Source organism: Fructobacillus papyriferae, assembly GCF_018437225.1.
In the GTDB taxonomy this organism is placed as follows: domain Bacteria; phylum Bacillota; class Bacilli; order Lactobacillales; family Lactobacillaceae; genus Fructobacillus; species Fructobacillus papyriferae.
Map to the genome: position 1 here is coordinate 491858 of NZ_JAAMFI010000001.1, position 16581 is coordinate 508438.

Annotated in this window: 12 protein-coding genes; all 12 read right to left on the reverse strand. The window is 49.5% G+C overall.

Annotated features, from left to right (window positions below; translation table 11 throughout):
• Nucleotides 1–30 precede the first annotated feature (30 nt).
• Complete coding sequence (locus G6R27_RS02295) at nt 31–990, reverse strand: CdaR family protein (protein WP_213819465.1); 960 nt, start codon at nt 988–990, stop codon at nt 31–33.
• A complete protein-coding gene (cdaA, locus tag G6R27_RS02300) occupies nt 987–1811 on the reverse strand; it encodes a diadenylate cyclase CdaA (RefSeq protein WP_213819466.1) in 825 nt (274 codons plus the stop codon). The genes G6R27_RS02295 and cdaA overlap by 4 nt, the downstream gene beginning before the upstream one ends.
• A 3-nt stretch (nt 1812–1814) precedes the next feature.
• Complete coding sequence (locus tag G6R27_RS02305; RefSeq protein WP_213819467.1) at nt 1815–3911, reverse strand: Na+/H+ antiporter; 2097 nt, start codon at nt 3909–3911, stop codon at nt 1815–1817.
• 2 nt (nt 3912–3913) lie between these two features.
• Nucleotides 3914–4804 (reverse strand): UDP-N-acetylmuramate dehydrogenase, encoded by an 891-nt coding sequence (murB, locus tag G6R27_RS02310; RefSeq protein WP_213819468.1) that lies wholly within the window; start codon nt 4802–4804, stop codon nt 3914–3916.
• Between the two features lie 254 nt (nt 4805–5058).
• Entirely contained in the window at nt 5059–5547 is a 489-nt protein-coding gene (locus G6R27_RS02315) for a YehS family protein (RefSeq protein ID WP_213819714.1), read from the reverse strand.
• Nucleotides 5548–5581: 34 nt separating this feature from the next.
• The gene (gene mutL, locus G6R27_RS02320; protein WP_213819469.1) at nt 5582–7756 is read right to left on the reverse strand and encodes a DNA mismatch repair endonuclease MutL; all 2175 of its coding nucleotides are present in this window, start codon (nt 7754–7756) and stop codon (nt 5582–5584) included.
• Nucleotides 7749–10484, reverse strand: a complete 2736-nt coding sequence (gene mutS / locus G6R27_RS02325; RefSeq protein ID WP_213819470.1) for a DNA mismatch repair protein MutS — start codon at nt 10482–10484, stop codon at nt 7749–7751. Before mutS ends, mutL begins: the two co-directional genes overlap by 8 nt.
• A 74-nt stretch (nt 10485–10558) precedes the next feature.
• On the reverse strand, nt 10559–11947 hold the full coding sequence (gene rlmD, locus G6R27_RS02330; RefSeq protein ID WP_213819471.1) for a 23S rRNA (uracil(1939)-C(5))-methyltransferase RlmD: 1389 nt from the start codon (nt 11945–11947) through the stop codon (nt 10559–10561).
• Between the two features lie 69 nt (nt 11948–12016).
• Nucleotides 12017–13087, reverse strand: a complete 1071-nt coding sequence (locus G6R27_RS02335) for a diacylglycerol kinase family lipid kinase (protein ID WP_213819715.1) — start codon at nt 13085–13087, stop codon at nt 12017–12019.
• A 178-nt stretch (nt 13088–13265) separates the two neighbouring features.
• Nucleotides 13266–14717: an Asp-tRNA(Asn)/Glu-tRNA(Gln) amidotransferase subunit GatB gene (gatB, locus tag G6R27_RS02340; protein WP_213819472.1), complete on the reverse strand. Its 1452-nt coding sequence runs from the start codon at nt 14715–14717 to the stop codon at nt 13266–13268.
• Nucleotides 14718–14729: 12 nt separating this feature from the next.
• Nucleotides 14730–16196: an Asp-tRNA(Asn)/Glu-tRNA(Gln) amidotransferase subunit GatA gene (gene gatA / locus G6R27_RS02345; RefSeq protein ID WP_213819473.1), complete on the reverse strand. Its 1467-nt coding sequence runs from the start codon at nt 16194–16196 to the stop codon at nt 14730–14732.
• On the reverse strand, nt 16196–16504 hold the full coding sequence (gatC, locus tag G6R27_RS02350) for an Asp-tRNA(Asn)/Glu-tRNA(Gln) amidotransferase subunit GatC (protein ID WP_213819474.1): 309 nt from the start codon (nt 16502–16504) through the stop codon (nt 16196–16198). Before gatC ends, gatA begins: the two co-directional genes overlap by 1 nt.
• Between the last annotated feature and the right edge of the window lie 77 nt (nt 16505–16581).

Here is a 16581-nt window from a genome sequence, read left to right on the forward strand (position 1 = left end):
AAATAAATGGCACTGTCGAAAATTCAACCGTTAATTACTCGATTTAGGCGTAATTGTGACGGACACCTTTTGGTCGGACAGTTGGTCGACACCAGATGGTTTGTCTAAGCTAATACTCTTTGTCGTTTTCTTGGAAATGTCAGACAAATCAAGAGGAACTGTCAAAGAATCAATGTTATTTAGTGTATCACTTGACCCATAGATTGTCACTGTTGACGGATCAAGTGTGAGATCAAAGTTATCCAAAGAACCAGCTGTGGCCTGGGCTTGTAGCTTCACCTTTTTGCTGTACTGACTCTGGTTAATGGTCAGCTTAACATTGGCCTGTGTCTGTGACAAGGAGACCTGGACTGGGTCACCATTTTTATCATAGGCCACTAATTTGGCCGTGGTTGAAACGGTCGCCTTCGTGTTCGAATTCAAGGAAACATCAGCGCCCACATAATCAACAGCATCCACGTTTTCTTTAGGGCCAGACACCGTGACTGACTTCACGTCTGTGCTCGTATCTGAAACCGTATAGCCTTCAGCTAACTTATCCGAATCGTATTGGACTTTGACATCCTTTTTAGCTGAACTTTTTTCGGCCAAGGTCACTTGCACCGTTTGTGGCGAAGGGGTCGCCGTCAAAGAGGAGCTGACACCGGACAAGGCCACGTTGACAGTATGTTGACCAGCGCCTAATGATCGCAAATCAGCCGAGGCTGAGATATCATTGTGATTTTTAGCCGCCGTCACCAAAGCAGAGGATCCCTGCAAATTAACCGAAATCGAGGATGGTCCGCCAACAATGACGTAATCGTCGGAATTGTAGCGGAAAGTAAGTGGAACGGAAACCGTTTCTTTCTTTTCTGGAATCAAAGAAGAATACTGGTTAGAAGAATTATTATTGCTGTAATTCTTAATTGAAAGGACGTATGCCGCCAGCAAAATGGCTAAAAGCAACGAGAAAATAATGTTGATCCATTTAGATGAGCCTAACTTTTTCATGACTTTCCCCCCTTCAATAAGAATTGGAGCCAAAGCTTTTTGCGATTCTTTTGGACCGGTTCAATCCATTGCTTTTCAAAAAAGTTCAGGTAAGATTCTTGGTCCATGTTACGTAACAAATCGCCTCGTTGCGTAATGGAAATTTCACCGGTTTCTTCCGAAACCACTACTGTCACGGCATCCGTTGCTTCTGAAATACCAACTGCGGCACGGTGACGAGTACCCAGTTCTTTTGGAATTCGAGTTGATTCGGAAAGCGGCAGGTAGGCGGCAGCAACCGCTACTTCGTCGTTATTGATAATGACAGCGCCATCGTGCAAGGGCGTGTTTGGAATAAAGATATTGATCAGAAGCTGGCCCGTCACTGTCGCATCCAACGGAATTCCAGTCTTGATATATTCTTCCAAAGTGTCTTTTCCATTAATGGTGATCAAGGCCCCGATTCGACGTTTTGACATGTACTGCAATGCCATATCCAAGCCTTTGATCAACTCACGGGCCTGCTCATTATCCAAATGCTGCTTGCGAACCGTTAGCCGACGACCCAAACTTTCCAATCCCCGCCGAATTTCTTGCTGGAAAATCACGACCAAAGCGATTGGCGCCCAGGTGATAATCTGATCCATCAACCAAGATAAGACAACCAGGCCAAGCGACCAGGCAATTACTTTAACCAACACAATGGCCCCGACCCCAAAGAGGATCTGCAGAGCCCGCGTGCCTTCAACAAATGTGATGACCTTATAGAGCAAGAACCAGATGATCAAAATATCGATCAAGTGGACGAGGTTGCTTGAAGTCATATACGTCCAAATTCCCATGTTTTACTCCTCATTGCGGCCGACCAAAGCCCTGGTCTCCGCATAATTAATATACTGTCTTAAATTGATACTTGTCTGCCGCGAAATGCGCTTTTGGTCATAGAGTTCTTGGACCATTTCACGTTCGGCAGAGAGGGTTTTTAATTCTAATTCTAAGCGCCTCTTGTCGTCTTTTTCCTGTTGGTCGAAAGAAGGCACGTGCTTGGTCTTTTCAATTTGATAGCGGTAAACCACAATTAAGTTGTAGGCCGTCTGGCGCAAAATTCGGTGTGCAGCGGTATCGCCCACTTTCGTACTGACAAAGTCAGACAAAGCCTGAATGGCCGCTTTCGCCATTTCACGAATCGCCACATCCGCTTCTTCACGAACCGTTTCGGATTCCTGATCCGATAACCAGATACGGAAATTGGCGCGAAGCCGACGATAAAGCCACTTCACACGAACAAAGCCCGCTAACTCACGATCAGAGCCCAGGTCGGCTTCCAATTGATCCAGATGTTTGGCCTGCAAACTATACGTGATTGGTGAAATCGTCTCTTCTACTAACAACTGTTGCAATCGATTGCGTTCAGCCTGCAAAGCTAATTCCTGTAACTCAAGTTCCTTTTCAGCTGCAAAGTCTGACTGATCCAAGTCATCGTGAATACTATGGCGGAGGACACGAGCTGTTTTTTGCCGGCGAGAAATCAATTCGTGAATGATTCGTCGGTTTTCTTCTGTCTGCAAGTCACGCAATCGTTGAATTCCCACACGCGTGATCCAGAGACGGGCCCGTTTTTCAGACATCGCTTTTTGGACCGACCCTCCTTCATCTTCTAGGGCGATGGTTGATTCCGGCTGGGTAAAATCATGTTGTGTCACTTCTTTTGTCACCAATGGCAACATAATTGAGGCGACGATTAGAGACAAGACAACAACAACCGCTGCAATAAAGATCACCAGATCTCGGCCAACAAAAGCTCGACCAGCATCCGTGACTGTCGGTACTGTCAAAACAGCAGCCATCGTGACCGCCCCGCGAACGCCGGTCAAACCAGAGACAATGGCGGAGCGAAAGGATACACCCGTTTTGCGGTGGTGCCAGTGCTGCCCCCATTGAATGGCATAGGCCCAAAGGACCCGCAAAATAAACACGATTAACCAGACCAAAAAGGCGTAAGTAAAGGCCTGCCAATTTTCGATAGCCGTGTTCTTCAAGATATTGTGTAACGCATTGGGCAAGGTGATCCCCAAAAGAACGAAAATCAGACCGTTCAAAACGTAGACAATCACTTCCCAGGAATGCACCGACACAATCGTTGCCTCCGCAGAAAGCAAACTCGACTTGCGATCAGACAGGATTTTGGCAGTAATGCCTCCCGTGACCACAGCGATCAGGCCAGAGGCGTGTAAAAAGCCCTCGGCCACCCAATAAATGATAAAGGGCATCAGCAAGGTAAAAATCGTGTAGAAAACAACATCAGCCAAGCCCGACCGTGAGACCCAGTTACGGAAAATGATCATCCCCGCCCCGAGTAAGATACCGACCAAAACGCCAATTACCGTCATCCAGGCAAAATTCAAGAGCGCATCACCTAAAACAAAGGTTCCTGCAACCGTCGCTTTGACCGCGGTATTAAAGGAAACTAAGCCGGTGGCATCATTCACCAAACTTTCACCAGTCACCACATGCAGTAAGTTTTCCGGCAATTTGACACGCTTGGCAATCGCTTGTACCGCGACCGGATCCGTTGGCGATAGCACGGCTGCTAAGGCTAAGGCCACCGACAATGGTAATTGTGGTATCAACCAAGAGATGGCATAACCACCGACAATGGTCGTCACCAGCACCAGCAAAATCGCATTTCCAAGAATTGGTACACGAAGCTCCCAAAGCTCTCGCTTAGGAAAGCGCCAAGAATCATTGAAGAGGATCGGCGCGACAAAAAGCATCATAAACCAATGCGAATCCACTTCGACATCGACTTGGGCCACAGTAGCTAAAAACACACCAATGGCAATTTGAAAAAGGGAAATTGGGACGGCCGGTACAAAGTGCGAGATGATGCTAGAAAGCGCCACCCCAGTCACTAAGACGACCATTAGCTCAATGAGGGTCATGGTTATCGGTCTCCTATAATTCGAACTTCTGGTTCCAGTGCTACCTGGTAATGATCAAAAACCGTTTTTTGAACGAGATGAATCAAATCTTCATAATCATTGCCCGTTCCGTGATCCACATTGACCATGAAACCAGCATGCTTCGTTGAGACCATCACGCCACCAACACTGGTGCCTTGAAGGCCTGAATCCATAATTAACTTACCAGCAAAATAACCTTCGGGACGCTTAAAAACAGAACCATTGGACGGCCAGGAAAGCGGCTGTTTCAACGCTCTAGCATAGTTAAATTCATCCATCTTTTCTTGAATCTTGGTTCGGTCCCCCCTTTTTAATGTAAAGGTTGCCTGAACAATCACACCGCCATTGTCTTGAAAAACGGAGTGACGGTAGGAAAAAGCCAATTCATCTCGTTTGAAAGTTTGAAGGGTCAAGTCCGGCATCAAAGCGGTGACGGTATCCACCACCATGTCCGTCTGACCGCCATAGGCCCCAGCGTTCATGAAAACTGCACCGCCAACAGAGCCAGGAATGCCGGCAGCCCATTCCAAACCAGTCAGCCCTTTATCCTGTGCCAGCGCCGAGAGCCAAATGATGTCACAGCCGGCATCAGCAATCAGCCGATCACCTTTTTGTTCCACTCGCTTTAGCTCTGTCATCAAAATGACAAGCCCACGTAGGCCGCCAGAGCGGACCACTAAGTTCGACAAGCGGCCAAAGACATGGACAGGCAGCCCTTCATCCCTGGCCCAGAAAAGTAACTGACCAAGCTCTTCCAACGTCTTTGGAATGGCCAAATAATCCACGACACCACCAGCCTGTGTATAGGCGTATGGGGCGAGAGCAGTATCTTTTAAAAGGTCTGGGACTGTCGTTGACATTGTTTTCTCCATTTGCTTTCTATCTCTTCTATCATAACAAATTTTCACCTCTATATATGAAAAAAGACGGTTAAACCCGTCAGCGCGAAGAAAAAGTGTTCCCTTTTAATCGAGACAGTGCCACACATTACGGTTTCTTTCAAATAAACCGCAGGACAGCAAAAAGCAGTCGATCCTCTATTGGACAGACTGCTTTTGAAAGTATTTTAAATAAGTCAATAAGCCGCGGTTCGACCAGAAAGCAGACATTACAAAATGTCTTCGAATCACCCGCGGTACTTCTTGCTCATCCCAGCCAACAGTTTACGAACGTAGCGATCACCAGCTTCACGGTAATTGCGGTGATCAGGACGACGCAAGATGGCCGACAATTCGCCGTTGGAAATATTGTCACCAGCTAACTTCATCAACTCCTGAATGTCATCTGACGTGTAAGCCATCGCGATTTTGATCTTTTTAATCGTCACGTTATTGACTAATTTTGGCGTTTTAATATCGAAAGTTGGTGGCACAATGTGGCCATCCTTGTCCTTTCGTTGCCCGCGTCTGTCGATCAAAAGGCCGTTCAAAAATGCTTCCAAATCATGGTTGGACAAGCTGTGATCATAGGGTAAATCCTTATCCTGACGAGTCAAAATGCGGTCCAAATCACTGTCTTTTATCGTCACGCCACCAAGTTTGAAAATCGCTTCAATCTGCTGATTGGTTAACGACAGCGCGTAACGCAGGCGAATAATGACATCATTGTTATTCATCATGGTCCTGCTCTCCTTTACTATACAAATTCTCTTAGAATGGATGCGTATCGTAGTTCTGCCAAGACTCGTGGGAGTCCTGGATTCGCTTGAACATGCGCTCCATTTCGGTCAGGGTGAAGGCTGTCAAAACAGGCCGTCCGTGCGGACAGTTGTAAGGATTTTCGGCCTTAGCTAAGTCAGCAAGCAAACGACGTGCTTCGTCATCAGAAATGTGCCAGTTGGCCTTAATGGCCCGTTTACAAGACATCATGATAGCTGCTTTCTCGCGGAAGGCCGCTACCGTCAGCTTCTCGCCAGACAAAATCCAGTCAATCATTTCTTTGACCGTGTCCGAAAGCTGATCGGCCTTCATCCAAGTTGGGTGCTCGTATAAGGCAATCGTGTTCGGACCGAACTCTTCAATTGCGAGACCAACTTCAGCCAAAAGTTCTTTAACGTCCAATATTTTCAAGACATCAGCAGTCGAATAGTTCAACATCAGTGGCTGCAAAAGCACCTGCTGATTATCGGACACTTCGCCTACCTGCTTGCGGTAGAACTCGTAGTTCAGCCGCTCCTGGGCCGCGTGCTGGTCAATCAGATACAACTTGTCCTTGTCCTGTGCAAAGAGAAAGGTCCCATGCATTTGCCCGATGTAATCCAGCTTCGGAAAGCCTTGCGGATTAATGTCTTCTTGCTGGTCATCCACGTCCAAATCAACGTTTTCGACCTTGATCTTTTTGGCAGGTGCAGCCGGTTCTTCTGCTGTTATCATGGCATCCGAAGCCGCTTCATAAGTCGCCATCGGCTCGGCCACCTTGTTGGCCGACTCGAAGGGATTAACCGTCCCGAGCTCAGCTGTTTCTTCCGCTTCAAAAACAGCACCCGATGCCTCCATCTCTTCAAACGGCTCAATAAAGCCCTCATCCTGATAACGCTTGGCAAAAACCAGGACCGCCGCGTCCTGCAAATACGCCTTGTCCGTCAGCTGAATAACCGCCTGGTCGTCGACAGCAATTGCTGGCAATTCCGACAACTTGATCGCCCGCTTCGAAGCATTCAGCCCACTGTCATTAACGGCTGCAAATTGACCGGCTGATGGCTTTTTACCCGCCAATTTTCCCTGCGAGTCCGACAACGATTTCTCGGCGACCGAATCTAAAGCAGGCGCCGCCATCCCCGGATGCTTCAGCTCTTCACTTTGCTGGCCCAAGTTCTCCAGGGCGTCTGGAATCAAGTTCTCCTCTGACAACCGGTTAGCCACTACCGCCGTTAGTAAGTCCGTCAGCTCGCCTTGTTCGGACAAGCGAATTTCAGCTTTTTGCGGGTGAACATTGACATCTACCATCAGCGGATCGAGCTCGATCGACACTGCGCCGATTGGAAAGCGTCCGACCATCAGTTTAGAGCCATAACCCTTAATAATGGCATTTGAAACCGAGAAGTTCTTGACGAATCGATGGTTGACCAAAACCGCCAAATACGATCGCGAGGCCCGGGTCTGTTCCGGCAAAGTTAAGTATCCCGATACCTTGAAGTGTTCAGACTGGCCGGCAAAGCCCACCATCTTTTCAGCCGTTTTACGGTCATAGATTGCAGCCAAAACCTGACGCAGGTCACCATTACCCGCCGTTTTGACCAAGGTTTTGCCATTGTGGGTCAAAGTCAGCGCCGTTTTTGGGTTGGCAAGCGCTAGATGGTTGACGACATCAACGATCAACGATAATTCCGTTTGTGGTTTTTTTAAGTACTTTAGCCGTGCTGGCGTATTGTAAAACAAGTTGCGAACCGAAACAATCGTTCCCAAGCGTCCCGGCGCTGGACTCTCTTGGACGACTTGGCCCCCTTTCACTTGGTAGGTAAAGCCGTTTTCAGCATCAGCTGTCTTCGTTTGCAAGGTAACATCGGAAACCGAAGCAATCGATGGTAAAGCTTCTCCTCGAAAACCAAGGGTCATCACTTTAAACAGATCATGTCGGTTTTCAATTTTTGATGTCGCATGTCGGACAAAGGCCAAGGGAACCTGGTCGCCCGGAATTCCTTGGCCATTATCGATCACCTTGATGAGATCCAAACCGGCTTGATCGACGACCACGTCAACTTGACTAGCATTGGCATCAATGGCGTTTTCGACCAACTCTTTCACAACCGAAGCCGGTCGCTCGATCACCTCACCTGCTGCAATTTGATTAGCAATGAGATCGGACAGTTCGTGAATCTTAGCCATGGTGCTCTCCCATCTCTTGAAGCTTATAGAGCAAGTTAAGTGCTTCCAATGGGGTCAGCTTGTTCAAGTTGGTTTGCGAAAGCTTGGCCAGAACGGCCCGGTCGCCTGCATCCAAAGAAGCGACTTCTTCGGCTGGTTTTGACTCAGCCACCTCAAAGAGTGGCAATTCTTGTGCCAGGTTGTTGGCTTGGGCTAATTTCGCAGCTGATTCGTTCAGCTTGTCAGCCACCGCCCCATCTTGAGAATCTTCTGAAGCGGCACGCTTCACCGTTTCTTGGACTTCAACTTGTCCAGCCCCATCTTTTTCAAGGGCCGCCAAAATACTCTCAGCATTTTCAAGTAGGCCAGCAGGTAAACCTGCTAATGCCGCTACCTGGATACCGTAGGACCGGTCTGCTGCACCAGCTTGCACTTGGTGCAAGAAATGTAAGCGACCATCTTTTGTCAATTTGGCACCCACGTGAACGTTTTCAATGGCCGGGTAAGCTTTTGCCAACGCGGTCAGTTCGTGATAGTGGGTGGCAAAAACCGTGGTGGCGTGCAAATGCTTGGCCAGGAACTCGATGATTGCCTGTGCCAGCGCCATTCCATCATAGGTAGCCGTTCCCCGTCCCAATTCGTCAAACAGAATCAAGGATTGAGCCGTCGCGTTTTGCAAAGCCAGATTCGCTTCAGCCATTTCAACCATGAAGGTTGAACGACCAGAGACCAAATCGTCGTTAGCCCCGATTCGTGTAAAGATCTGATCGAAGACCGGCAATTTAGCCGCATCCGCTGGCACAAATGACCCCATCTGAGCCAAAATCACGATAATGGCGATTTGGCGCATATAAGTCGACTTTCCCGCCATATTTGGCCCCGTAACGAGTTGGATGAATTGATCCTGTGGGAAAGTTACGTCGTTTGCCACGTATTCCCCAGCCCCGAGCAACGATTCGACCACTGGGTGACGGCCCTGAACAATCTCCACGGCGCGACTGCCATCGTCATGAAAGGTTGGCTTCACAAAGTGTTTTTCTTCTGCCACGTCAGCCAAAGCCGCCAAAACATCAATCTTGGCCAAATCATGCGCCAGCCCTTGCAGGCGGTGCATCTCTTCTTTGACCTGGCGACGAATGGCTAAGAAAAGCTCGTATTCGCGGTCGTAGCGCTTGGTTTGAGCCGCAAAAATCAGATCTTCGTGTTCCTTTAATTCGACTGTTGTAAAACGTTCGGCGTTGGTCAGCGTTTGCTTGCGGGTATAGCGGCCCTCTTCTAATTTGGACAAGTTGGCCTTGGTGACCTCGATGAAGTAACCAAAGTTCTTGTTGTACTTGACCTTTAAAGTCGGAATACCAGTCGCCTCGCGCTCCTGCTCCTGATAGGAAGCCAGCCAGTCCTGGTTGTCAGTCAAGGCTTGTTTGTAGGAATCGACCAGTGAGTCGTAGCCTTCCTTAATCAGCTCGCCATCGCGAACGGATACGGGCGGATCATCAACCAAAGCGGCCTCAATCACGTCTGCCAAATCCGAAACTGGATCTAAGGCAGCACCCAGGTCTTGCAAAACAGGATCGGAAGAGGTTCCCATCAAGGCGCTTTGCAAAGCAGGCACGGCCTGCAGCGACTTCTTCAGCTGGACCATGTCCTTCGCGTTTAAAGTACCAAGAGCAGCCTTGGCCGCCAAGCGTTCCAAATCATAGACGTACTTCAGCTGGTCTTGAACCGTTCCACGAGTGAAGAAGTCTTCTTTAAAGGCAGCTAAAATGTCTTGGCGTTTTTTGATGTCTGACACGTTTTTCAGCGGCTTAATCAACCACTGCTTGAGCAAACGGCCACCCATGGCCGTCTTTGTTTCGTCCAACAAGGCAAAAAGAGAACCGGCCTTTTGCTTCGTTCGGGCATTTTGTACCAGATCCAAATTAACGCGGCTGACCTGGTTGAAGACCAAGTAAGCCTGGCGTTCGTATGACTGCACGGGCATGATATGGTCCAACGACCGCTTCTGCGTATCGAACAAATACTGGAGCAAAAGTCCCGTAACAGCCTGACCCAAAGCGTCTTTCAGATCTTTGGTCAAATACGTCAGTGTGGCTGATGGCTGGGCTTTCCCTTGGAAGGAGACCACCAAGCCCTTTTCGCCGACCTGCGTGGCGACGTCGGCCGCCTTCAGCCCATCTTCTTTGGCTAAGACAACTTCTTTGACTTCCAAAGCACCCAGTTCGTCTTGGACTTCAGAAACGCTTTCCAAAAAGGTTGCCTTTAGCTCCCCGGTTGACAGATCAATATAGGCCAAGGCATACGGACGGGGTGTTTCCCCCTTTCTAGCCGGCGACAGACCTGCATTGTCGTGAACGACCGCTGCCAAAAAGTTATTGGTCTTACCATCCCCGTTTTGTCCAGCAAGCTTCGTTCCAGGCGTGATCAGCTGCACAACGTCGCGCTTGACCATTCCTTTGGCCGTGGCCGGATCTTCCATTTGTTCAACGATCGCCACCTTGTAGCCCGCATCAACCAAAATATCGATGTAGTTCGAAGCGGCGTGGTAGGGAATCCCGGCCATTGGCACCGGATTCTCGGAGTTCTTGTTGCGCGATGTCAGCGTCAACTCCAAAATCTTGGCACCCTTGATAGCGTCTTCTTCGAAGAGCTCGTAAAAGTCACCCAAGCGGTAAAACAAAAAGGCATCGGGATACAGGTCTTTGATCTGATGATACTGTACCATCATTGGTGTATCGGTTGCTTTAGCCATGGGGTCGTCCTCCTTATAATAAGTATTTGCTATGTACAAGCTGACACAGTCAGCTTTTATTTAGAAATGATCCCTTACTTTTTCACCAGCTTCACCACTGCTTCAACGTGCATCGTCTGTGGGAATTGATCGACCGGTTGCACGCGACCATCGACTTCATAGCCTTGCGCCAAAAGGTCTTTAACATCGCGAGCCAGCGTGGCTGGGTTACATGAGACATAAACCAGTCGTTCAGGCCTCATGACGCCAACGGCCTCGATAAAGTCCTGGGTCAAGCCCTTACGGGGCGGATCGACGAAGACGACGTCGGCCGTCTTGCCTTCTTCAGCCCAGCGGTGCATCTGCTCAGGGGCGTCTGCCACAATGAAGTCCGCGTTCCAAATGCCGTTTAGTTTGGCATTCTTCTTGGCATCTTCAATGGCTGGTTCGACCACTTCAACGCCGAGCACTTTTTTGACTTTGTCTGCGACCGTCAAAGCAATTGTTCCAATCCCACAGTAGGCATCGATAACCGTGTCAGTGGGCTTTAAGTCCGCCAAATCCTTGGCTAAGTTGTAGAGCTTGGCCGTCGTCTCCGGGTTGACTTGGTAGAAGGAATTGGGACCAATCAGGTAGGCTTTGCCCAGCAACTGATCTTCAATCTCTTCTTGTCCCCAGAGCAAGTGGTTTTCCTGCCCCATGATGACGTTGGTCTTCTTGTTGTTCACGTTTTGGACCAAAGAAACGAGCTTTGGTAAACGAGCACGCAAGCCTTCAACAATCGCGTCTTTTTCAGGCAAATCTTCCTTGGCCGTCACCAAGACAACCATCAGTTGACCGGTTGCCTTGCCATAACGGGCCATGACGTGGCGAACCAGCCCCTTACCCGTTTCTTCGTCATAGGCCGAGACGCCCAGTTCCTGCAGAACATCGCGGGTTACGCGAATCGCTTCGTCCACGTTTTCGTCTTGAATGTAGAAGGAATCGGTAGGAATCAACTTGTGTGAACCACGGCGGTAGAAGCCGGTTTCGAGACGGCCGTTGACCATTTGTGCCGGCACTTGGGCCTTGTTGCGGTAGTGGGTTGGCTCAGCCATCCCCAAAGTTGGCGCCACCGCCACGCGCAATTGCGCTTTCTTGAACAGTTCACGAACCTGGCGCTGCTTCCAAGCTAACTGGGCTGGATAAGACAGGTTGGCCATTGGCGCAATTCCCGTCGTCAAAGCCAACTTGTCCTGCAATTCGACACGGTCAGGTGAGACTTTGACAATTTCTTGAATGCGGGCAAAGCCGTAGTTCTTCAAAACTTTTGTCACCGTTAACAAGACCTTTTCTCCAGGCAAAGCGTTGGCCACAAAAAGTGGAAAACCTTCTACTTTAGCCACGCCCATCCCCTGATAGGTCAGATCAATAATATCGGCTTCCACGCGGTCATTCTTGGCCACGGGTGCCTTCTTTTTATATACTCGGTTGGCTTTTGCCATGCTTGCTACGCGCCTTTCCCTCTTCTTCATCACGCAAAATTGGCCGCACCAAAGGTACCGCCAGTTTGTTTACTTATCGGCTTGTTCGGCCGGTTCTTCGGGCAAATCATGGTGACCACCCTTAGCTTCTAATTTTTCGACTTGTTCAACGAATTGCTCTTTAATCTTATCCGTCGTATCATCCGTGCCCATGGCCTCAATGTTGGCCACGAACTCGATGTGCTGCTTTAAGTTATCGAAGGTCATTGGGGCATCGCCACCGTATTCCCCATCCAAATTCACCTTGATTGGATCCCCATTCAAAGGATCAATGCGGACCTTGGAAGTTTTTTTGTAGATTAGGTTGGGGTTTTTAATGTGTGCCCCACCCTTCAACACTTGAGAAACCAGTTGGGCAATCTGCCAAAGATTGGACTTTTTGACGATCAGTAAGGTGAACTTTCCATCGTCTAATTTGGCGTCCGGCACAATCGTTTCAAATCCGGCAACCGAGTTGGTCAAGGCCAAGAAGATCATCGAAATATCGCCTTCGTACTCCCCGTCGTCAAAGCTGACTTTGGCGGACACAGGCTTTAAACGCGTCAGTAATTCCGCCCCCTTAACCAAGTAAGCCAGATATCCGTAAAGTGACTTCATGGCGGATGGCACCGCATAAGTCAGTTCAGACAAGGTTCCCAAAGCCGCGATGTTCATGAAGTAGCGAACCGGCTTTTTCTCACCCGCTTCGCCATTTTCACCTGGCAAAAAGGCTTGGATCTTTCCAATGTCCATCTTGATCGTCTGGTTCTTTAAGATCACCTTGGCGGCTTCCAAAGGATCGTCACGAGAGACTTTCAAAGCCCGAGCGTAGTCGTTGGTGGTTCCAGCCGGAATGATGGCCATCTTGGGCCGCTTCTTTAAGGGTGCAATGCCGTTGACCACTTCGTTAATCGTGCCATCCCCACCAGCGGCCACAATCAAATCAAAACCGGCTTCAGCTGCTCGGGTTGCTTCCTTTTGGGCCGAAAGCGGTGTTGGGGTGGTCGCAAAAGTCGACGTTTCGTAACCAGCCTGTTCGTAGACGTTTAAGATATTGAGCATGTCCCGCTTGACCATTTCTCGTCCGGAACTTGGGTTGTAAATAATGCGTGCTCGCTTCATCATGTGCTAAAAGAGTGCGGCGTTTCAAAGCCAAAGGAAAAACCACCAGCGTTGGTTTTCCCAGTCACACTCCCTTCCTCCTAAATTTATGTACGCAGGAGCCCGCCTGCTAGACCCAACTGCCAAATCATAAGACAGACAGACAAGCAAGCAGCCCCCGCTTAAAATCAAAAAATGTTTAGCGCTTGTTCAGCTCTTCTAACAACAGCTTGTTCAAGACACCAGGGTTGGCCTGACCCTTGGACTTCTTCATCAGTTGCCCAATCAAGAAGCCAGTGGCCCGGTCCTTTCCACCCTTAAAGTCTTCAATTGACTGCGGATTGGCATCCAAGACTTCTTCAATCCATGGCAAGAGCGTTGCGGGATCAGAAATCTGAACGAGGCCCTTGGCCTTGGCATAGGCTTCGGGTTCTTCCCCTTCCATGATGGCCTCAAAGACCTTCTTGGCTTGCTTGGTTGAGATCGTGCCGTCTTCGATCAATTTCACCATGCCGGCCAAGTTTTCAGGAGTCAGTTTCGTGTCTTGCAACTCAACCTGATTCTTGTTCAAGTAGGCGTTTACGTCACCAATCAAGTAGTTGGCTACACGTTTGGCAGCCGCCTTTGAATCGGCACCAGCTGCAACCGAGGCATCGAAGAAGTTGGCCATGGCCAATGTCTGCGTCAAAACGCCGGCATCGTATGGCTCCAAACCAAGTTCTGCCACGTAGTCCTTTTGACGGTCCGTGGCCGACTTTGGCAAGTCTTCCTTGACACGGTCGATCCAGGCTTGGTCGATGCGAACAGGTGACAGATCAGGTTCTGGGAAGTAACGGTAATCGTCAGCGACTTCCTTGACACGCATCAAAATCGTTGACTTTGATGGATCATCGTAACGACGCGTTTCCTGACGGATCTGGCCACCGGAACGGATGACCTTACTCTGACGCTTTTCTTCATATTCCAAAGCAGATTGCACGTAGTGGAAGGAGTTAATGTTCTTCATTTCCACACGCGTACCGTATTCCTTAGAGCCGTGTGGGCGCAAGGAGATGTTGACGTCGGCACGCATCTGCCCTTCTTGCATCTTAGCTTCCGAGACACCGGTAAAGAGAATCACGCGGCGCAACTGTTCCAAGTATGCGTAAGCTTCTTCGGGCGAAGCCAAGTCGGGCTTGGAGACGATTTCGACCAAAGGCGTTCCCTGACGATTCAAGTCGACGTAGGAGTAGCCATCCGTTCCGTGGGTGTTCTTACCGGCATCTTCTTCGACGTGAAGCTCTTCGATTCCGATACGCTTCACCTGGCCATCCGGCATCGTCACGTCCAAATAACCGTTGCGGGCCAAGGGCGTTTGTTGCTGAGTGGTCTGGTAAGACTTGGGGTTATCCGGGTAAACGTAGTTCTTCCGGTCCCAGCGAATCTCTTCAGTAATGTCGGCGTTCAAAGCCATGGCCACGCGCATCCCATAGTCCAAGGCGCCCTTGTTGGCGACGGGCAAAACCCCTGGGTAAGCCCAATCGATCACGTTGGTGTTTTCGTTTGGTGAATCCCCGTAGTGGACTGGGGATGGTGAGAGCAGCTTCGAATTCGTCTGCATCTCGACGTGGACTTCGAGTCCAATGACTGTTTCAAAATTTTCATTTCCCATCAGTTGGCCTCCTTAGAAATCCTTGCCAATGGCTGGCACGTTGTCTGCAAAATGATTTTCTTGTTCAAAGGCGTAAGCCAATTGGTAAATCGTCTGTTCGTCAAAGGCCTTACCGATAATCTGCAAGCCAATTGGCAAGCCCGCATTGAAGCCGGCGTTCACCGACATGGCAGGCAGGCCGGCCAAGTTGACTGGAATCGTCAACACATCGCCCATGTACATGGCCTTTGGATCGTCGATTTCAGCCCCCAGCTTGTAGGCCTGGGTTGGCGTCGTTGGTGCTACGATCAAATCATAATCTTCAAAAACCTTGTTGAAGTCTTGGATAATCAAAGTCCTGATCTGAGCCGCCTTCTTGAAGAAGGCATCGTAGGCCCCTGCTGAAAGGGAATAGGTTCCCAGCATAATTCGACGCTTCACTTCAGAACCGAATCCTTCAGAACGGGTCTTCTTGTAGACTTCTTCCAAAGACTTGGCGTCTGCTGCACGAAAGCCGTATCGAATACCGTCGTAACGCTGCAAGTTCGAAGAAGCTTCCGATGACATCAACACGTAGTAGGCGGCCACACCGTATTGGGTGTGTGGTAAGGAAACTTCGGAGACATCAGCGCCCATTGCCTTTAATTGAGCAATGGCCGCTTGTACTTGCACTTGAACTTCTTCTGAGATCCCCTCTTCGAAGTATTCCTTTGGCACGGCAACCTTCATGCCCTTCACCGACTGGCCCATCTTCTCAGTGAAGTCAGGCACAGCCAGTTCGGCAGAAGTTGAGTCGCGTTCGTCAAAACCAGCGATGGCGTTTAGAACCAAAGCGTTGTCTTTAACCGAGCGGGTCAAAGGACCAATTTGGTCCAACGATGAAGCCATGGCAAAGAGGCCAAAACGAGACACGCGGCCATAGGTCGGCTTCATTCCTGCCAAACCGTTAAAAGCAGCCGGTTGCCGGATGGAACCACCCGTATCTGATCCAAGGGCGTAAGGCACTTGTCCAGCAGCAACGGCTGCTGCCGAACCACCGGACGAACCACCGGGAACGCGGGACAAGTCCCAAGCGTTCTTCGTTTGCTTGTAGGCCGACGTTTCAGAAGAACCACCCATGGCAAATTCGTCCATGTTGGCTTTACCCAAGATGACTGCACCAGCGTCCTTCAATTTCTTGGTCACCGTGGCATCGTAGACCGGCTTAAAGCCAGACAAAATCTTAGAAGCGCCCGTCGTTTCGAGCCCTTCTGTTGCGATGTTGTCCTTCATGGCCATTGGAATGCCGGCCAAGAGGTTGTCAAAGTTTCCCTCTTCATCGGCGACACGAGCCGCTTCCATGGCAGCCTCTTCGTGCAAGCGCACAAAGGCTTCTAATTGGTCGTCTGATTGCTTAATGTTTTCAAGCGTGTCTTCCACCAACTGCGTGGCGGTAATGTCCCCAGCTTGAAGAGCGGCATGAATGTCTTCCAGTGAGTGTTCGAAGTAGTTATAAGTCATTAGGCTTCTTCTCCTCCCTGCAAAATGGCTGGAACCTTGATCAGATCCGCGGCTTCTTCAGGCGCTTGCTTTAACAAGGCCTTCTTTTCATGCCAGTTGTCCGCCTTGTCTTCTCGCAAGTGGTTAACGTTTTGCGTGACCGAATACGTTGGTTTTACTCCCGTCGTATCGACTTCAGCCATTTTATCGACCAAAGAAACAATGTCTTGGAGTTGGCCTGTGTAAGCTTCTAATTCTGCATCGGTAAAAGCTAACTTGGCCAAGTCAGCCACGTGGGCGACTTCTTCTTTAGAAATTGATGTTGCCATGTATTCACCTGCATGGCAGGCCCCAAGGGGCTTACCACGGCTTTCCTTTCAAGAATAATTACTGTTTTATTTTACCA